At 60.6% G+C, this 17,854-nt stretch carries 17 protein-coding genes; 8 read left to right on the forward strand and 9 right to left on the reverse strand.

All coding sequences use genetic code 11. The features are described 5' to 3' along the window. Positions 1–32: 32 nt before the first annotated feature. Complete coding sequence (locus CRP02_RS23395) at positions 33–548, forward strand: GNAT family N-acetyltransferase (protein WP_097172424.1); 516 nt, start codon at positions 33–35, stop codon at positions 546–548. Between the two features lie 50 nt (positions 549–598). Here the strand turns inward: CRP02_RS23395 and CRP02_RS23400 are convergent, their stop codons facing one another. The 3 genes from CRP02_RS23400 to chpT all read right to left on the reverse strand — a co-directional run bounded on the left by CRP02_RS23400 (position 599) and on the right by chpT (position 3,031). After that, positions 599–1,645, reverse strand: coding sequence for an alpha/beta hydrolase family protein (locus CRP02_RS23400; protein WP_179784111.1), 1,047 nt, complete (start codon positions 1,643–1,645; stop codon positions 599–601). 122 nt (positions 1,646–1,767) lie between these two features. Continuing rightward, positions 1,768–2,295, reverse strand: coding sequence for a GNAT family N-acetyltransferase (locus CRP02_RS23405; protein WP_097172425.1), 528 nt, complete (start codon positions 2,293–2,295; stop codon positions 1,768–1,770). A gap of 88 nt (positions 2,296–2,383) precedes the next feature. Beyond that, on the reverse strand, positions 2,384–3,031 hold the full coding sequence (chpT, locus tag CRP02_RS23410; protein WP_097172426.1) for a histidine phosphotransferase ChpT: 648 nt from the start codon (positions 3,029–3,031) through the stop codon (positions 2,384–2,386). 250 nt (positions 3,032–3,281) lie between these two features. Between chpT and CRP02_RS23415 the strand changes: the two genes are divergently transcribed. Both CRP02_RS23415 and CRP02_RS23420 read left to right on the forward strand, forming a co-directional pair. After that, positions 3,282–3,878, forward strand: coding sequence for a DUF1134 domain-containing protein (locus CRP02_RS23415; RefSeq protein WP_003513975.1), 597 nt, complete (start codon positions 3,282–3,284; stop codon positions 3,876–3,878). 143 nt (positions 3,879–4,021) lie between these two features. Continuing rightward, entirely contained in the window at positions 4,022–5,221 is a 1,200-nt protein-coding gene (locus CRP02_RS23420) for a hypothetical protein (RefSeq protein WP_097172427.1), read from the forward strand. A gap of 209 nt (positions 5,222–5,430) precedes the next feature. Here the strand turns inward: CRP02_RS23420 and CRP02_RS23430 are convergent, their stop codons facing one another. Both CRP02_RS23430 and CRP02_RS23435 read right to left on the reverse strand, forming a co-directional pair. Continuing rightward, a complete protein-coding gene (locus CRP02_RS23430; protein ID WP_097172428.1) occupies positions 5,431–6,303 on the reverse strand; it encodes a TrmH family RNA methyltransferase in 873 nt (290 codons plus the stop codon). Next, positions 6,293–6,685, reverse strand: a complete 393-nt coding sequence (locus CRP02_RS23435; RefSeq protein WP_003513978.1) for a hypothetical protein — start codon at positions 6,683–6,685, stop codon at positions 6,293–6,295. Before CRP02_RS23435 ends, CRP02_RS23430 begins: the two co-directional genes overlap by 11 nt. 38 nt (positions 6,686–6,723) lie before the next feature. Here CRP02_RS23435 and CRP02_RS23440 point away from each other — a divergent pair, with 38 nt between their 5' ends. The 3 genes from CRP02_RS23440 to rpoH all read left to right on the forward strand — a co-directional run bounded on the left by CRP02_RS23440 (position 6,724) and on the right by rpoH (position 9,923). After that, positions 6,724–7,746 carry an RluA family pseudouridine synthase gene (locus CRP02_RS23440; protein WP_097172429.1) on the forward strand — a complete coding sequence of 341 codons (1,023 nt, stop codon included), beginning with the start codon at positions 6,724–6,726 and terminating at the stop codon, positions 7,744–7,746. A gap of 284 nt (positions 7,747–8,030) precedes the next feature. Further along, entirely contained in the window at positions 8,031–8,855 is an 825-nt protein-coding gene (locus CRP02_RS23450; protein WP_097172430.1) for a class I SAM-dependent methyltransferase, read from the forward strand. Between the two features lie 165 nt (positions 8,856–9,020). Next, positions 9,021–9,923, forward strand: coding sequence for an RNA polymerase sigma factor RpoH (gene rpoH / locus CRP02_RS23455; protein ID WP_003491840.1), 903 nt, complete (start codon positions 9,021–9,023; stop codon positions 9,921–9,923). A 446-nt stretch (positions 9,924–10,369) separates the two neighbouring features. On the opposite strand, the gene CRP02_RS23465 is transcribed toward rpoH, so the two are convergent. Both CRP02_RS23465 and CRP02_RS23470 read right to left on the reverse strand, forming a co-directional pair. Next, positions 10,370–12,673 (reverse strand): hypothetical protein, encoded by a 2,304-nt coding sequence (locus CRP02_RS23465; protein ID WP_179784112.1) that lies wholly within the window; start codon positions 12,671–12,673, stop codon positions 10,370–10,372. Between the two features lie 70 nt (positions 12,674–12,743). Next, a complete protein-coding gene (locus tag CRP02_RS23470; RefSeq protein ID WP_003513983.1) occupies positions 12,744–14,042 on the reverse strand; it encodes an adenylosuccinate synthase in 1,299 nt (432 codons plus the stop codon). Positions 14,043–14,282: 240 nt separating this feature from the next. On the opposite strand from CRP02_RS23470, the gene CRP02_RS23475 reads away from it, so the two are divergent. Then, the gene (locus CRP02_RS23475) at positions 14,283–15,170 is read left to right on the forward strand and encodes a DMT family transporter (protein WP_179784172.1); all 888 of its coding nucleotides are present in this window, start codon (positions 14,283–14,285) and stop codon (positions 15,168–15,170) included. Between the two features lie 53 nt (positions 15,171–15,223). Here the strand turns inward: CRP02_RS23475 and CRP02_RS23480 are convergent, their stop codons facing one another. After that, the gene (locus CRP02_RS23480) at positions 15,224–15,757 is read right to left on the reverse strand and encodes a transglutaminase-like cysteine peptidase (RefSeq protein WP_026330751.1); all 534 of its coding nucleotides are present in this window, start codon (positions 15,755–15,757) and stop codon (positions 15,224–15,226) included. A gap of 682 nt (positions 15,758–16,439) precedes the next feature. Between CRP02_RS23480 and CRP02_RS23490 the strand changes: the two genes are divergently transcribed. Continuing rightward, complete coding sequence (locus CRP02_RS23490; protein WP_097172433.1) at positions 16,440–17,024, forward strand: transglycosylase SLT domain-containing protein; 585 nt, start codon at positions 16,440–16,442, stop codon at positions 17,022–17,024. 117 nt (positions 17,025–17,141) lie between these two features. Here CRP02_RS23490 and CRP02_RS23495 read toward each other — a convergent pair whose 3' ends face one another. Next, complete coding sequence (locus tag CRP02_RS23495) at positions 17,142–17,756, reverse strand: alpha/beta hydrolase (protein ID WP_097172434.1); 615 nt, start codon at positions 17,754–17,756, stop codon at positions 17,142–17,144. Positions 17,757–17,854: the final 98 nt, after the last annotated feature.

A 17,854-nucleotide genomic window follows, 5' to 3' on the forward strand; every position in this document is an offset into this window, starting at 1 on the left:
TTTTTGTTGCGATTTCATGATTGGATAGTGCCATGGACCATTCTATCCCCACCCTCAGGACGGAACGCCTGATTTTGCGCCCGCAGATCATGGCGGATTTCCCCGCCTATCGCGACTTTATGGCGTCAACCCGCTCCATCGGCGTCGGCGGACCATACGACCTGCCGTCGACATGGGGCGTTTTTTGTCACGATCTCGCCAACTGGCATTTTTTCGGCCACGGGGCGCTGATGATCGAACTTGGCGAAACCGGGCAATGTATCGGCCAAGTCGGCATCAATCACGGCCCGCTGTTTCCCGAAAAGGAACTGGGCTGGCTGCTTTATGGCGGCCAGGAAGGGCACGGTTATGCTGCGGAAGCGGCCTCTGCACTGCGCGACTGGGCATTCGAGACCCTGAAATTGCAGACGCTGGTCAGCTATGTCTCGCCGCGCAACAGCAAATCAGCAGCAGTTGCACAGCGCCTCGGCGGTGTTATTGACCCATCGGCACCACGGTCTGATCCTGAAGACCTTGCCTATCGGTATCATCCGCAAAAAGCGGCCTGAAGGATCGGGACGTCGCACAACGGTTCATCGAGACGTCCCGAACACCTGTCTTAATGCATTTCCACGTTCAGGAAGCCGACAATCGCCTCCGCGATCTGCCGGTGGATAGCCAGGCGGTCCCTGCCCCCGCCGTCACGGCAGACGAAACCTTCCCCCGGTGAAAGCTCCTCGACGATTTTTTCGCCGTTTGGCTTGCATATCTGCATGAAGCTGAAATGGCTGGCATCCGGTATTTCCCGATAAACCGTGGTCGCCTTTGGCAGATTGCGGGCGATATATTCCGAATCGGCCTTGATGGCGGCAATCTCGGGCGTTTCCACACCGGCGGCCAGAACCAGAACCGGTACATCGACACGTTTCAGCGTTTCCGGCAGGAAACCGGCGGCCGGGCCAGCGTCCAGCGCAATCACCGCGCGGATGCGAGAATCGCGCAAATCCATCGAAAGGCGTAGATCGGCCTTGCCGCCGTTAACGATTCCGACCTTGGCCAGCAACCGTGGCGCCTTGCATTGCGGCAGAACCTTCTCCGCATTGCAGTCTTTTAGCGCGAGATCGGCGCTGTAGCGGGCGCCAGTCAGCTCCATAGCGGTCCAGCCTCCGAGAGAATGGCCGATGACCGCGATGCGTGCCCTGTCGATTTTGCCAGCGAGTTGATCGTTATCGAGCAACGCCGTCAACGTTCTGCTGATGTCGCGCGGGCGTTCCCATAACGGCACGATCTCCATCGCATTCTCTTCAGTAAATGATTCGCCCGCGTGATCCGGCGCTCCCACGATATAACCCTGCTGAACAAGCTCACCGGCGATCCAGTTCAGATTGCGCCAGCTTCCGCCAAACCCGTGTGACAGCAACACCAGAGGACGGGAACCGGCCAGAAACGACGCATCAGGTTGAACCTCGAGACCATAAAAGGCCGCGTTTTCGCCCACCGTCTCAGTTTTTCCCGATGGCGCGGACGGATACCACAATGACAGGTTCAGCATTCGCGTGCCCGAATCATCGGGCAATTCCAGCTGTCTGAAACCAATGGCGTTCTCCGCTATCACGGGCGCAGCGGTGGAGAGGATGGCGATGGCGACCACAAGAAAATAGCGCATGTGAAGCTCCAAAAATTGATCTTGGATCAACCCTTGGTTCAAACCGCCACCGTCCGAGACCTCGAACAGGTTTCAGGTCGCCCTGAAACGCGATCGAGACGGCACGGCTGGAATGCGCAGGACTAAACCCCCACCACCCGCTCGAAAAGCCGGATGGGATTGCCCCGGAATGTCGAATCGCGAAACAGGCGGAAGCCGAAACGGGCGGCGATGACGAGCGAGGGGGTGTTGAGCGGGTCGATCATGCAGACTGTCCGCTGCGAAATTCCGCTGCGATCGAACCACCCTGTTGCCGCCGCCACCGCCTCGGTCGCGACGCCCTTGCCGTTCAGATCAGCATCGATTTTCCACATCGCCTCTGGCACGCCATCGAAATCGGCGCCGTTTCCACGGCGCATATGGGCAAAGCCCACCTCGCCGACGATACGCCCGGAGCTTGTCTCCTCCACGACAAAGGGACCGAAGCCGAAGACCGACCAATGGCCGATGAAGCGCAACAGACGGGCAAAGGCGACTTCGGGGTCCAGCGGCGTAATCGATGTGACCCCTTCGATGGGCCGGACATCCGCGCTCCAGAACGCACAATAAAGCGCTTCATCCGTGATGGCGTGCGGCCGCAGGACGAGGCGCGCGGTTGTCAGACGTGTCATGAACCTCTTCCCCAAAAGCAAAAAAAAGGCCGGCGCGTCAGAAAACGCTACCCGGCCCTTTCGCAAAACTACCTCTGCAACTGAACGATCACGCGGCAACCGTCTTTGCGGTAAACACGATGCGATCCTCATGCACCTTGTATTCCACGGCCATATTGGCCTCCTCCGCCAGAAGCAGCGTGTAATAGGGCTGCACGGAATGGGCGTCGACCGCCTCTTCCAGCCTGCCTTCGTAGATCTCGGCGAATTTGGCCGGAATGCGCATCATCTTGCCCTTGACGGTGATTTCGAATTTCGCGTCACCCTCCGGGTCTTCCAGCACCACATCCACATTGCCACCGCGCGGGATCGCGCTGTAGGACACGAGAAAGAGGTTGAGCAAAAGTTTGACACGATTTTTCGCGACGATGGCGCGTGGGCCGTTCCAGCTCACTTCGGCCTTCTTTTCGGCGGCAGCGAAATCCTTGGCGGCTTTTTCAGCCTCGCCGGTATCGATCGAAGCCCCGGCGGAGCCGGACGCGCCGAAAGCAAGGCGGGCGAACTTCAGCCGCACGGATGCGTTAAGAGCGGATGTGCGGATGAGATCCAGCGCATCGTCATCCGTGCCGCCCTCGTCCAGCAATTCGAGGCCGTTATTGATGGCGCCGACAGGAGAGATCACGTCATGGCACACACGACTGCACAGAAGAGCTGCCAGATCGGGACCGGACAGCGTGATATTGAGTTTGCTCGTCATAAAATTCTCTCCTGCGCAAGGGAGGCGCGGACGGTGTGGAAATTGTTAAGCCATAATGACACCATATTTGGTAAACCGATTGTTAATAGGATGGTTTCAAAATGCCAAATGCCTTAACAGGCCACCCTGGAGCGCCCTGCGTCCGTTCGGACGTATAAAGGATGCTCTGGAACTTTGAATCTTCGCATGGGCCCTGCCGAAAATCGATTCGGATTTTCGGGCTGATGCACCAACGAACAGACGGACGGACATGACGATGCGCCTTACGAAAACCCGCACCATTGCACGCCTCGGACTGGGAAAGATTTTTGCGCTCCTTGCCAGCCTTTTGATGTGGGCCGCACCGGCCTCGGCCCAGAACAGCGATCAATATTCTTTTCAGGAAGTCGTGGATGCAGGCCACGGATTCTTCGGTGAAACCACCGGCGGCCTCGCCAAGGTGGTGGAACGCGCCTTCCAGCAATACGGTCTTCCGAACGGTTATATTCTGGGGCAGGAAGGCTCCGGCGCTTTCGTCGCGGGCCTTACCTATGGCGAAGGCACGCTTTATACCAAGAATGCCGGCCAGCATCCCGTCTTCTGGCAAGGCCCCTCGCTCGGCCTCGATTACGGCGGTCAAGGCACCCGCGCCATGATGCTGGTCTACAACCTGCCTTCGGTCGATTCGCTTTATCGCCGTTACGGCGGCGTCAGCGGCTCCGCCTTCATCGTCGCCGGCGTCGGCATGACCTATCTGAAAAGCAGCGATGTCACGCTGGCACCCATTCGCACCGGCATCGGCGCGCGCCTCGGCATCAATGTCGGCTACCTGAAGCTTACCCAGGAACCGACCTGGAACCCCTTCTGACGCTGAGATGGGGAGGCACTCTTGCGGCTCCCCGCGCAATTGCCTTGGCGATACCCCTCCCAACGGTTGCAATAATAGCGTAACGTGCTCTCGCGCTCCTCTTTCCGAATGCGCGCGTATCTGAGTTTCGGAGACTGTCTCGCGTGATTGAATATGCCATTCTTTTCGGATTGGGTTTTCTCACCGCAACCCTGCTGGCCTTGCTGATCGCGCCCGCGATCCATCGCCGCATCGTTGCCTATACGGAAAACCGGCTGCGCGCGACAATGCCCATCAGCCCCCAGGAAGTTCGCGCCCAGAAGGACATGGCACGCGCGCTCTACGCCGCCGAAAATGCCAAGGTTCGTCAGGAACTGGACACTGAACGGGAAAAAAACACCTCGCTCCGCCTCGCCAACGAGGCAGCATCCAGCGATGCCTATCGCCTCGGCGAGCAGAACCGCGGCCTTTTGCTGAAAATCGAGGAATTGACGCTGGAAATCGGCGAATTGCGCGGCGCACTCGACGCCAGCGAGGAACGCGCGGGCGCAATACAGGCAAACCTTCTAGAGCAGGAACAGGCCGCAAATGCGCGTGCCGGCCAGATGTCCGAGATCACCGCTCGCCTCACCAATCTCACCCGCGAGCTGGATGATTCGAAAATCCTCGCCGCCACCCGCGATCTGGAGGCCGAGCAGGCAAAACAGACTGCCTCGCGTTTCCGCAAGGAGGGCGAAACGGCAACCCGCGAATTGCAGGATGTCGCTGCCCGCAACAAGGAGGCCATGACGGCGGTTGCGCGCGAAAGCCGCAAGGTCACCCGTCTGGAAGAACAGATCGCCAATGTCATGGCAAAAAATGCCGATCTCGACACCATGCTGACCCTGCGCAATCAGGAGGTTGCCCGCCTGAAGGAACAGCTTGCCGCAACCGGCGGCCGCGCTGACGACATGATCATCCGTCTGCCCAACCCCGCCGTACTGAACGGGGAAACCGCAAGCCAGCCGCAAAAGGCGCCCGCCCTGCCCGAAATCGCGCCCGTGGTCACGGCAGAGACTGCACCGGTCTCAACCGCCATGGAGCCGGCAGCGCCGCCGCCGGAAAATCTGGAGCAGGAGATCGAGGATATCCGCAATCAGGGAACGGCACTCACCGAACGCCTGCTGAATGTGCGCGGCACCGGCAACGACGAACCGATCCGTCGTGAAATCGCCCGCATCGCCGCCCAGATGATCGCGCTCACGGCGGCACAGGAAGGCGACAAGTCGCCGATCCCGGGGCTGCTTGCTAAGGCCACCGCCTCGACCGGCCGTGAGAGCCTTGCGAAGCGGGCGAGTGTGTTGATGGAGAAGCGGAAGGGTTGATACCTCTACGCCTTTGCGTATGCGGCTTCGCCCCCCTCTGCCCTGCCGGGCATCTCCCCCACAAGGAGGGAGATTAGCAAGAAGCGCTACCGCCACTTTATTCTTAAATGTTGAGATGGCCGAGACCTCGCCTCAGGTCGATCTCCCTCCTTGTGGGGAAGATGCCCGGCAGGGCAGAGGGGGGTGAGCCCCACGCGCAAAGGGTAAACCTAAACCCGCCCGATAGCCCCCGCCATCTGATAAAGCGCCAGCCCCGAAGCCGTCCCCGCATTCAAACTGTCCAGCTGCGGCGACTGCGCAATCCGGGCGGTATGGAACCGAGACAGTACCGATTGCGGCAACCCCTCGCCTTCCGTGCCGATGACCAGCGCCATGCGTTCCGAACGCGGAATATCGCGAATCTCGGTCTCGCCATTCGGCGAAAGGCTCCAGATCGCAAAACCGGACTGCGAAAGCCGCTCCAGCATCTGCACCGCACCACCGCCGCGATGGTAGGGAACCGAGAGAACGGAACCGACGGACACCCGGAGCGCCTTGCGATAGAGCGGATCGCATGAAGTCTCGTCCAGAAACACCGCATCGGCATAAAAGGCAGCGGCGTTGCGGAACATCGCACCCAGATTGTCGTGGTTGGAAATGCCGCAGCCCACCAGCACCAGCGACGAGGCGGGAAGCGCGCCCGTCAACCCGTCCAGCGTAATGTCACGAACCCGGCGGCCGAGCGCCAGAATGCCGCGATGAAGGTGAAAACCGACAATGCCATCCAGCACCGGCGCTTCCGCCACATAGACCGGCACATCGGGCGGAAAATCGGCAAGGATATCCGCGACGCCCGAAAGCCGGTTCTTGAGGATGAGAATGCTTTCCGCCGCAAAGGCACCACCCGCCTTGTGGGCGGCGGCCAGCATGCGCAACACAACCGTGCCTTCCGCGATGAAACGGCCCTGGCGACCGGTGAGATCACGCTCGCGAATATCGCGAAAGGCGGCAATGCGCGGATCGGCCGGGTCTTCGACCGGGATCAGAGCCCGACCGTCCAGGAGCGCATGCGCGCCCGCCGGATCAATATCCTCACTGTGCATCGACCGTCACATCGGCGAGAAACCGGCCGGCCGCGACGTTGAAGACCAGCGCCTTGCGGGTGCCGTTGGCAAGCTTGCCGTAAAACAGCATGTCACCGCCGGAATAGCTGACATTGTCGATCGTAAAGCCCTGCGGCAGGCTGGCGGTCACGGCAAGCGGTCCGTTGCCGGTGGGAACCGCCAGATTTTGCGGTACGCTCTGCGTTACAACGGTTTTCGATGGTCCTACCGCCTTGTAGACAACCGCGCCGAACACAGCCATAAGGCTGATGAACATCACGGAGCCCGACACGATCTGCAAACGGATCATCTTGCGGCGAACTTTATCCATGGCCGGATCAAGCGGCTTGTCTTCCTGTTCGTCTTGCTCGATGTGCGTCATCGGGTTCCCTAGAATGCTGATTGATCGGAAAAATAAGAATGAACGACCCCTTTAAACAAGGCGGAGACGCAAGGAAAGTCCTGATTGCCGGCGAAGACGCCGAAGGCCGCATCGATGTGTGGCTTGCGGGCGAAGTTGGCGGCGATCTGTCGCGCAGCCGCCTGAAAGCCCTGATCGAGCAGGGTGCCGTTTTATTGAACGGCACGCCGGTGACCGAGCCGAAAAAGAAGGTGCACCCGCACGACCGCGTCGAGATCGTCATGCCGGAGCCGGAAGACCCCGAACCCAAGGGCGAGGATATCCCGCTCGATGTGGAATATGAGGACGACGACCTGATCGTACTCGTCAAACCCGCCGGTCTCGTTGTGCATCCCGGCGCCGGCAACTGGACCGGAACGCTGGTCAACGCCCTCATCTATCATTGCGGCGACAGCCTCTCCGGCATTGGCGGCGTGAAGCGCCCCGGCATCGTGCATCGGCTGGACAAGGAAACCTCCGGCGTCATGGTCGTGGCGAAAAACGACAATGCACACCGCCATCTCGCCGCTCAATTTGCCGATCACGGCCGCACCGGCCCGCTGGAACGCGCCTACAAGGCCGTCGTCTGGGGCCGACCGCGCACGCTGCGCGGCACCATTGACGCCGCACTCGGCCGCGGCGCCGACCGCACCAAACGCGCCGTCAAGCGCGAGGACACGGACGATGCCCGCGAGGCGATCACCCATTACGAGGTGATGGAACGTTTCCATGAAAAGGCGGATGCGTCCTGCCTCGCCTCGATGGTGGAGTGCCGCCTGGAAACCGGCCGCACCCATCAGATCCGCGTGCACATGGCCCATATCGGCCATCCGCTGATCGGCGACCCCGAATATGGCGCGGCCTTTCGCACCAAGGCGAACCTGCTTGAGGAACCGGCAAGAAGCACCGTCAACCGCTTTCCGCGACAGGCGCTGCATGCCTATCTCCTGGCCTTTGAACATCCCCGCACCGGCGAGGTGATGGAATTCGAAACAGACATGCCTGATGATATGGAAGAACTGCTTACCGCCCTGCGCAGCTGAAAATGCCGCACGGCGAGGTCAAAAAAACCACGCCGTGCATCTAGCCGGAAACCACGGAAAATAAAAAGAGATTAGCGGATAGCGATATTCCCCACATGGTCTTTCTTGTAGACCGCCCCAATTCCGCTTCAATCGTCACACCTCTTCGAACCCCGGAAAGCTTGAAATCGTCACCGCGAATGCCGTGGCCGGACCTCGGGCTTGCCGAAAGACAGACGTTGCAAGGAACGCCGTTTTATCCGCAGAGCTGAACGGAACCGGCATGACGACGGGATCTATCGCGCATGAACACCGATGAACGCCAGTTTATCTTTCAGGAATTACGAAGCGTCGAAGGCTATATCGACCCACCCGACGCGCTTGTCTTCAAGGCGCTGCTGCAGGCGCAGACAAGGGACGGCCTGAAGGGCGGCATGGCGGAGATAGGCGTCTATTATGGCCGGTCCTATTTTCTGCTGCGCAAATTCGCGCAGCCGCAGGAAAAGGTACTGGGCGTCGACCTGTTCGAACTCGACCCACCCTCGGACGGAAGCCTCGACCAATATGACCGCCTGATGGAAAACGGCAGGCGGTTGGGTTTTGCGATGGATGAGGACTTGATCATCAAGGGGGACAGCACCCGGCTCGCACCCACCGATATCACTTCGCGGACCGGTCCCGTCAGGTTCTTCAGCATAGACGGCGGGCACCACCTGCACCATGTGCTGGCGGACGCGAAACTGGCGCTGGAGGTGATCGCCCCGCACGGCGTCATCGTCTTCCACGATACCTTCAACCCCGCATGGCCGGAAGTGACCGTTGGCGTCGCCGATTTTCTGCGCACCCACGGCCACAGCCTCGCCTGCTTCGCCATGACGAAATACAAGACCTATGTCTGCCGCCGCGAATTTCACGCTGTCTACGCGGACGCGATTGCCTCAGGCCCCGACTTGCAGACACTCGATCATGTCGAAACGGAGTTTATCGGCTCCCGGGTCGTTCGCCTGCACAACCCCACCCGCCGGCGGGTCATGTATGAGCTGATGGTGCGCTCTGGTCTCGGTGGTTTTTCGGAACGAATTTACCGTTCGAAAGTTAAACAGGTCAAAGAAGGTGTCGCCGGGACATAACGCATGTGTGAACGCTGTGTTCGCTTGAAACGCGGCGGGCGCATACATATTTGTTACGTGGGTTCGTGCGGGGTCGGTAACGACCCGCCACTAGCGGTGTGCCTTGGGCGAGTAATCGCCAATCGATGAGGGTGCCGTTCCAGACCATAGATAAGGGGGTGCTTTATGGCCCGCAATAGTTTGCCTACAATTACGGCCGGCGAAGCCGGTCTCAATAGATATCTCGACGAAATCCGTAAATTCCCGATGCTGGAGCCGCAGGAAGAGTACATGCTTGGCAAGCGTTACGCCGAGCATGGCGACCGCGACGCCGCTCACAAGCTCGTCACCAGCCACCTGCGCCTTGTTGCCAAGATTGCCATGGGTTACCGCGGTTACGGCCTGCCGATTGGCGAAGTCGTGTCCGAAGGCAATGTCGGCCTGATGCAGGCGGTGAAGAAGTTTGATCCGGAACGCGGTTTCCGTCTGGCCACCTACGCCATGTGGTGGATCAAGGCTTCGATCCAGGAATATATCCTGCGTTCGTGGTCGCTGGTGAAGATGGGTACGACTGCAAACCAGAAACGCCTGTTCTTCAACCTGCGCCGGCTGAAAGGCCGTATCCAGGCGATCGACGATGGCGATCTGAAGCCGGAACACGTCAAGGAAATCGCCACCAAGCTGCAGGTTTCCGAGGAAGAAGTGATCTCGATGAACCGCCGCCTGCATGGCGACGCGTCGCTGAATGCGCCCATCAAGGCATCCGAAGGCGAATCCGGCCAGTGGCAGGACTGGCTGGTGGACGACCATGAAAGCCAGGAAGCCGTGCTGATCGAGCAGGACGAGCTGGAAACCCGCCGCCGTATGCTGGCCAAGGCCATGGGCGTGCTTAACGACCGTGAACGCCGCATCTTCGAGGCCCGCCGCCTAGCCGAAGACCCGGTAACGCTGGAAGAACTCTCATCCGAGTTCGACATCAGCCGCGAACGCGTGCGCCAGATCGAGGTTCGCGCCTTCGAGAAGGTTCAGGAAGCGGTGCAGAAGGAAGCCCTTGAAGCCGCCCGCGCGCTGCGCGTGGTGGATGCGTAAGGCAAGGGTTTGACGCCAATGCGCTGACCATGAATTATCCTCGGCCTTCGGCCGGGGATTTTTTGTTTGTAAAGGGCGGGCGATGGGAAATGGTCTGCCTCTGAGACCCGCGATTTTGCTGGAGGAAAGCGGTAGGGAAAATATCCGCGCTTCAGAGTATGCCGCCTACCCCCCTCTGCCCTGCCGGGCATCTCCCCCACAAGGAGGGAGATTGGCAAGAGGCGCCCGCGTTGCGCTATCTCGACAGTCAAGAAAGGCGAAACCTTGCCGCGAGTCGATCTCCCCACCTGTGGGGGAGATGCGCGGCAGGGCAGAGGGGGGTGAGCCGCACCCACCAACATCCCCAAAACCCATCACCCGACAAAGCAAAGACACCGCCGCAGCCATTCCATAAGCAGGTCGCCCGTTGCCTAACAAAAGGGCGGGCTGAGCCGCCCCCACACCAATTACTGACCGGTCGCGGGCTTTGCAGCCGCCCATTCGCGCAGCGCCGTATCGAAGGCGGCGATGCCGTCATTGCCCTTTTGCAAGGTCAGAAGCGCACGGCGGCCGTTGCGGTAGGAAACCGGGATGTCGATCCAGTTGCGGCTCTTCAACAGCTCCAGATTGGTCTTCATCGCATCCGGGAAGTCGTTGAGCGCGATCATGTGGAAATCGTCGGTGATCTTGGCCGGAACCGCGATCAGGGCGTTACCACGATCCTGCTCCGTGCTCTTCATCGCGATACGCTGGACGCTGTCGATCGCGCCGCCTTCGAAGCCGGGCGAAACCGAGAAGACGATCTCGATCAGATGGCTTGCCGGAAGCGAAGGATCGGTGTTGCGCTTGAAGGTGATGAGCGCGCTGAGGCCACGGCCGGGAACCGTGATCTGGCCCTGCACCGTTGCGGACGGACGACCCTCATTGTCGTTTTCCTGCTGCAACGACCAGGAAACGCTGCCCTGAATGGCGGTCGGAACCGTCTGGCCCAGCACTTCCTCGTAGAGGAACATGCGGTCGCCCGTGGCGGCAGCGGCCGCAGCAGGCGGCTGTGCCGGCGGCGTACCAGCCGGAGTACCCGCAGCCGTATTGGCCGGAGCCTCGCCCGCAGGTGGCGGCGCGACATTCTGCTCATAGACCGACTGGCCTTCCGCCGTGACGGGCTGACCGTTGGCGCCCGGCGCCGGCCCCTCATCGCGCTCGGTCCCGTCGGCCAGAAGCCGCTGGGTGAACTTCGTGCCGGTGACGGACCCGTCATCGGCATGCGGCTGCGCCTGATGGTTGGTCGGGCTTGTCGTCGGCTGCTGCCCGCTGGCAGGCGGCTGCTGGGCAGCTGGCGGTGTGGATGTCGGCGTCTGCGCCGTATTGGCTGGAGGCGTCTGGGTGCCGCCATCCTTCTGTGCCGACTGCACCAGGCCACCGACCATGTCGTTCAGCGCATCACGGTTCAACCAGAGCGCATAACCACCACCGGCAAGAAGCCCGGCGCCCACAAGCGCAAGCACCAGCGAGGCATAATTCCGGCGCGGCTTCTTCTTGACCATGTAAGCGGGCGTCGCGGCACCAGCACCGAGAGCGGGCATCTCGTTCGTCGTTGCCCGGCTGGAAGATGATGCGCCGTCATAACCGATCAGCTCGTCCAGATCGTCCCAGGGCGTGCGCTCCTTGTTCTCCTTGGAGGCACGGTCATCGAAGGGATCGTTATCGGCGCGCGGCAACGCAGGCGTGGCCTTCGGCGGGATAGCGAGATCCGTGTCCTCGAAATAGGACGAGAAGTCCTCGACGACAGCAGCCTTCTTCGGGGCCGTGTCTTCGGTCTGCCGGGGTTCGGAAAAATCGTCGTGCCCGCCAAAAATCGGATCGTGATCGGCAGCAGCGCGGTAACCGGCATGCTCGTCTCCGTCGCGCCGCTCAGGCTCGAAGCTGACATCCGGGGCCTGATAGTGCTGCGCGGAATAACCGGCGACGACGGAATGGTCGTCCCTCTCGTGGCGCACTTCGGCCTCGGCAGCAGGGCGAACATCCTCGTCCTGCGCTTCTTCGAGTTTGCGCCAGTCATCCTCATCAACCGGCTGCGCCCAATGGGGCGGCACGGAATCATCGGCATGGGGGGCCGCCGCTTCAGGCGCGATATCGTCAACGCGCTCGTCCTCCGGCTGATAGGCCGGCTCTTCATGCGCGCGGGTGAAATAGGTACCGGCTTCCTCGTGAGGACCGGCTTCATGAACCGGCGCGACACGGGCCGGTTCGGGTGCGTCGTAAAGCTCCTCCGGCTCACGCGCGCCGTAATGCTGCTCCTCATGCGGGATTAAAGCGGCGACGGGTTCCTCGGGGAGAGGCTCTTCTTCGCGGGCCGGTTCTTCATAAACCGGCTCTGGCTGGACAGGATAAACCGGCTCCGAATGTGCGGGCACAACCGGAGCAGGCTCTTCCTCCACCGGCTCGTACCGCTCGGCGGCATGAACGGCAGGCTCTTCGGCAACATCCTGTGGATGATAGGCAGCGTCCGCCTCTTCCGCCACGGGGGAGAAAGCATCGTCCTCCTCCAGTGCCGGCAAGGCCTCGGCATATTCACTGTCCACCTCGGCTATGGCGGCGTCCAGCTTGGCGATCTGCCGGCGCAACAATTCTTCCGGCGGACGTGGCTTCATATTCTCGAGCTGGCGCACAACCGCACTGCGCGCCTTGTCGTAAACCTTCGCCCGGTTTTCGGGAGTATTGTTCGCCAAGCCATCCACGGCCTTGCGAATGACTGCTACAAAATCCGCCATAAGCACTTTCTCGTCGTGACCGGCGACGTACCGGCCCGATATGGTTTATGAATCTAGATCGCCGAGGACATTAGTCCTCAAACGGATCAGTCACAAGTATGGTGTCATCACGCTCCGGACTTGTCGACAGAAGCGCGACAGGCGCCCCGATCAGTTCTTCCACCTGACGGACATATTTGATTGCCTGAGCAGGCAAATCCGCCCATTTTCGGGCGCCGACGGTAGATTCTTTCCAGCCTTCCAGCGTGACATAGATCGGCTCGACACGAGCCTGCGCACCCTGGCTTGCGGGAAGATGATCGATTTCCTGCCCGTCGAGCTTGTAGCCGACGCAGATTTTCAGCTCGTCCAGACCGTCGAGAACGTCAAGCTTGGTGAGCGCGATGCCGGTGATGCCGTTGGTGGCGACCGACTGGCGCACCAGCGCTGCGTCAAACCAGCCACAACGACGCTTGCGGCCGGTGACAGTGCCGAACTCATGGCCCTTTTCGCCCAGGAACTGGCCGATTTCGTCATGCAGCTCGGTCGGGAAAGGACCTTCGCCGACGCGGGTCGTATAGGCCTTGGTGATGCCGAGAATATAACCCAGCGAACCCGGACCCATGCCCGAACCGGCAGCGGCCTGACCGGCAACGGTGTTGGAAGAGGTGACATAGGGGTATGTGCCGTGGTCGATATCGAGCAGCGAGCCCTGCGCGCCTTCGAACAGGATGCGCGCACCGGCGCGGCGCTTCTTGTCGAGCAGCAGCCATACGGTTTCGCTGAACGGCAGGATGCGTTCTGCAACCGAGCTCAGCTCTTCCATGATGGTTTCATGCGAAACTTCAGCAGCGCCGAAGCCGCGACGCAACGCATTGTGATGCGTCAGGATGCGATCGACCTTAGCGGACAGCGCCTCCATGTCGGCCAGATCCATGACGCGAATGGCGCGGCGGCCGACCTTGTCTTCGTAGGCCGGACCGATGCCGCGGCGCGTGGTGCCGATCTTGGTGCCGCTGTTGGAGGCGGCGTCTTCGCGCATGCCATCAAGTTCGCGGTGCAGGGAAAGAATGAGCGTGGCATTGTCTGCAATGCGCAGGTTTTCCGGCGTGACCTTCACGCCCTGCACTTCCAGACGGCCGATTTCAGCGATCAGCGCATGCGGATCGACCACGACGCCGTTGCCGATGACGGCGAGCTTGCCGGGACGCACGACGCCGGAAGGCAGAAGCGAAAGCTTGTAGCTGATGCCATCGATGACAAGAGTATGGCCGGCATTGTGGCCGCCCTGATACCGCACGACGACATCTGCCCGCTCGGACAGCCAGTCGACAATCTTGCCTTTGCCTTCGTCGCCCCACTGCGAGCCGACCACCACAACATTCGTCATTTCTTGCTTTCCTGCTCATGGCGCTTGCGCGCCCGATAACCCGATGGGAAACCCAAACCCGCGAATGTATACTGCGTTGTTTTACGGAAAGCGACCCTGTTTCTTATGGTGAATTTTGCTTTTTCCGTGACAAAACGTCGAATTCCGCATTATCTCGCCCCGTGGGGGGACAAGCGCGGACGCAAGGCCGCTATTCACCCCTTAGCCTTTTCCCGCCCCTTGAAGAAGCGAAACATCAGCGTGCCTTCGAAAGCCTATCTCGCCCTCATCATCGCCACGCTCTGCTGGGGTGGCAATACCGTTGTCGGAAAGCTCGCCGTCGGCCACATCAGCCCCATGGCGTTTACCTTCCTGCGCTGGGTTTTGGCCGTTGCCATCATCTTCGCCATTTCCGTGCCGCAGCTCATCAAGGACTGGCCGGTGGTGAAAAAACGCCTGCCTTACTTCTTCGTGCTCGGCAGTGTCGGTTACACCGCCTTCAACGTCTTTCTTTATACCGCGCTGCAGCACACCTCCGCCATCAATGCCGCCGTCATCCAGGCAGGCATTCCCATGGTCATATTCGTGCTGAACTTCATCCTGTTCCGCACCCGTGTGCTGTTCGGCCAGATCGCCGGTTTCTGTCTCACCATTGCCGGTGTGGCGCTTCTCGCCTCGCATGGCGATCCGGTCTCGCTGCTGCAACTGGAGATGAATGCCGGCGACGCCATCATGCTGCTGGCGGTGCTGGTCTATGCCATCTACACCGTCATCCTGCGCTGGAAACCAATCGTGGACTGGCGCACGCTGATGGCGATCCCCGCCTTTTTCGCCCTCCTAACCTCAGTCCCGCTGGTCTTCTGGGAAATCTCACGCGACAACGTCGTCTGGCCCGATCAGAAGGGTTGGGTGCTGGTGGTCTATGCCGCCATCTTCGCGTCGCTCATCGCCCAGATCCTGTACATCAAGGGCGTGGAGCAGATCGGCGCCAACCGCGCCGGTCTTTTCATCAACCTCGTCCCGGTCTTCGGCACGCTTCTCTCCGTCATCGTCCTCAGCGAAACCCTGCATCCCTACCAGATCGCGGCGCTGGTGATGGCGCTGGCCGGCATTGCCGTAGCGGAACGAAAAAAATCGCCGGCTTCCTGATCCCGTAAGGGTCTGGAAAACCGGCGCAGTCTGGCAGGCATGAAAAGTTCGGGTTAGAGCGCGGTTTCGCGCTCAACCGGAGAGAAAGCGGCATTGCCGAGCACGATATCGCCCTTGTCGGTGCTCACAATAAGCACCTTTTCGAGCGATCCGTCATCATCAAGCAAAAAGGCAAGGCGCAGTGCTGCGGAAGACCAGCCGGCACCGGCCAGTGCCGTGCGCTTGATCGCGGCACAATCGCCACAATCATTGGCGCTTACCGAAGGCGTTGCCGGAACATCGGCTGAAAAGCCGGAGAAATAATCATCGAGTGCGCCCATGGTGGCGTTCACATCGCGGTTGACGCGCAGCAGTTCATCGCGGCGTTCGCCGGTCAGCGGCGCGGCAATCGTCGAAACGCATTGGCCGGCGGACAGAACGCAGCCATCAAAACCGCCGGGCGCCGAAATACCGATCTGTGTTACGGCGCTCTTTTCGGCTGCGGCAAAGCTGCGGGCAAAACCGGCGGCACCAGCCGCATCGGCATGAGTCGACATGGAAGCAATGGCAATTCCGCAGATGGCGGCAGCAATAATCTTCTTCAGCATTTTCATACCCCGTTTGACGATCCGCCGGCTTGTGCCGGTCTCGATTTCTGTTTTCCGCAGCGGCCCCGTCCTTGCAGGTTGTCCGCTCCTTGTCTGTGATCCCACAATGGCACAGCACTGTTTTCAGGCGCTTTAAGCCGATTGCTACAATTTTATCGGTTTTCATTTTTGTACAGCGGGCAGGCTCTCCGGAAACATAGCCCGCGCCCGTCGCCCCGAAACCGAGGCAACGCTTAGAAGCGATAAAGGGGCCGCATCGCTGCGGGAGTATCAAATGGTGTAGCAGGGTTTTGCAGACGATGCGGCCCCGGCTTCAACATGTGACCCGCCCGCCAAACCGGTTCCTGTTTGGAGGATGAGCACATGCCGGCCGCCTCAACCGTGACATCGGGAAACTCCCCGGTTTTGGCCGCCTGCCCCGCCCACCTTGCGCCGCGCGCACGCTGGATGACCGGGATGGATCAAGCATAAGCGGCTTTGTGAGACCGGGGATGTGCGCGGATGCCGGCAATGCCATGTCCGGAAAAAAGCGCCACTCACCCCATGGTTTTGCCGCATCCCGGACACAGGAATTTTCAGCGGGTTAACAAGCGCTTGATCGGCGGCATTTGAATTAACCTTGTCTTAAAACCCGACGTTAATGGTTAGCAATTTAAGAATAGCGGAACGAAAGGGTTCCGCGATGCGTGGCTTATTTGCCGTTGTTTTACTGATGACTGTTCTGGCCGGTTGCGCAACCGCACCGTCGCAGGTCACCAATGCCTGCGCGATTTTCGAGCAGCGGAACGGCCTTTTCAACAATTGGCGACGTGACGCAAGGGCAGCAGAACGGGAGTTCGGCGTGCCGGTGCCGGTGATGATGGCAACGATCTACACCGAATCCGCCTTCCGCCCCTATGCCCGCCCGCCGCGCACCAAACTCTTCGGCTTCATTCCCTGGACGCGCCAGTCCACCGCTTACGGTTATGCCCAGGCGCTGGACGGTACATGGGAAGTCTACAAGCGCGAAACCGGCCGCTGGTCGGCCAGCCGCACGGATTTCACCGACGCGATCCATTTCGTCGGCTGGTATCACGCCAAGAGCCGCCGCGAAAACGGCATTGCGCTGAACGATCCCTATAACCTCTACCTCGCCTATTATTCCGGCCATGCCGGTTACGCCAAGGGAAGCTGGCGCAACAATTCCGCCGTTCAGAAAGCCGCCCGCCGCTCCGCCAACATGGCCCTGCGTTACGAGGCGCAGTTGCAGCAATGCGGATATCGCTGAGGCGGGGGTAGCAGGATCGTTCTGTCTGGATGCGACGCGGAAAGGCGGATCACCTACCCTCTCCGTCACCCCGGACTAGATCCGGCATGACGGTGAGGAATGAGGCCGGGCAGAAAGCTACCCTGCATAAGGCGCCAGAAACGCCCGCACCGCCTCGATCTCGTTCGAACGGATTTCATGCCCGCCCGGATGCCACACCGTTTCCACCGTGCCGCCCTGCGCTTCAAGGCTCTTTTCCAGCGCCTTCGTCAGCGGCACCGGGCAGATGGGATCGCGTTCTCCGGCCGTGATCAGCACCCGGCGCGAGGATTTGGCCGCAGCCGCCTGCGGCTCGAACGGGATGAGCGGATGCATCAGCACGGCGGCATCAAAAAGCTCCGGCTGTTCGATCAGCACATTTGCGAGAATATTCGCGCCGTTGGAAAAACCGAGACCGATAACCGGACCAGCCTGATAGTGCTCCCGGTTGGCTTTGACGAAATCCGCCATCTTGGCTGTTGCCCGCTCTAGATCGGCCATGTCGTAGACGCCCTCGCCCGTGCGACGGAAAAACCGCGCCGCGCCATGTTCGGCGACATCGCCGAGCGGCGAGATGATGGTTGCCTTTGGCAGCAAGCCCGAGCCGAAATCGAAGAACTGGTTTTCGTCACCGCCGGTGCCATGCAGCACGACGAAGATCGGTGCGCCAGCATTGCCGGGGCGAGACTTGTGGAAATATGTGTCCTTGTTCATGAATGCTTCCTTATATTCCCCGTCATGGTCGGGCTAGACCCGACCATCCACGCCGATAGCGCATGGACCCTCGGGGCAAGCCCGAGGGTGACGGCCGC

The sequence above is a fragment of the Rhizobium sp. AN5 genome (assembly GCF_900215255.1).
GTDB lineage: Bacteria > Pseudomonadota > Alphaproteobacteria > Rhizobiales > Rhizobiaceae > Agrobacterium > Agrobacterium tumefaciens.

Excerpts from the sequence above, each read along its gene's own strand:
- CRP02_RS23450 (WP_097172430.1), top strand. The coding sequence starts at position 8,031 with ATGAACACCGATGAACGCCAGTTTATCTTTCAGGAATTACGAAGCGTC.
- CRP02_RS23430 (WP_097172428.1), bottom strand. The coding sequence starts at position 6,303 with ATGCACAGTGAGGATATTGATCCGGCGGGCGCGCATGCGCTCCTGGAC.
- CRP02_RS23490 (WP_097172433.1), top strand. The coding sequence starts at position 16,440 with ATGCGTGGCTTATTTGCCGTTGTTTTACTGATGACTGTTCTGGCCGGT.
- CRP02_RS23495 (WP_097172434.1), bottom strand. The coding sequence starts at position 17,756 with ATGAACAAGGACACATATTTCCACAAGTCTCGCCCCGGCAATGCTGGC.
- chpT (WP_097172426.1), bottom strand. The coding sequence starts at position 3,031 with ATGACGAGCAAACTCAATATCACGCTGTCCGGTCCCGATCTGGCAGCT.
- CRP02_RS23470 (WP_003513983.1), bottom strand. The coding sequence starts at position 14,042 with ATGACGAATGTTGTGGTGGTCGGCTCGCAGTGGGGCGACGAAGGCAAA.
- CRP02_RS23400 (WP_179784111.1), bottom strand. The coding sequence starts at position 1,645 with ATGCGCTATTTTCTTGTGGTCGCCATCGCCATCCTCTCCACCGCTGCG.
- CRP02_RS23395 (WP_097172424.1), top strand. The coding sequence starts at position 33 with ATGGACCATTCTATCCCCACCCTCAGGACGGAACGCCTGATTTTGCGC.
- CRP02_RS23465 (WP_179784112.1), bottom strand. The coding sequence starts at position 12,673 with ATGGCGGATTTTGTAGCAGTCATTCGCAAGGCCGTGGATGGCTTGGCG.
- CRP02_RS23405 (WP_097172425.1), bottom strand. The coding sequence starts at position 2,295 with ATGACACGTCTGACAACCGCGCGCCTCGTCCTGCGGCCGCACGCCATC.
- CRP02_RS23415 (WP_003513975.1), top strand. The coding sequence starts at position 3,282 with ATGACGATGCGCCTTACGAAAACCCGCACCATTGCACGCCTCGGACTG.
- CRP02_RS23480 (WP_026330751.1), bottom strand. The coding sequence starts at position 15,757 with ATGCTGAAGAAGATTATTGCTGCCGCCATCTGCGGAATTGCCATTGCT.
- rpoH (WP_003491840.1), top strand. The coding sequence starts at position 9,021 with ATGGCCCGCAATAGTTTGCCTACAATTACGGCCGGCGAAGCCGGTCTC.
- CRP02_RS23440 (WP_097172429.1), top strand. The coding sequence starts at position 6,724 with ATGAACGACCCCTTTAAACAAGGCGGAGACGCAAGGAAAGTCCTGATT.
- CRP02_RS23435 (WP_003513978.1), bottom strand. The coding sequence starts at position 6,685 with ATGACGCACATCGAGCAAGACGAACAGGAAGACAAGCCGCTTGATCCG.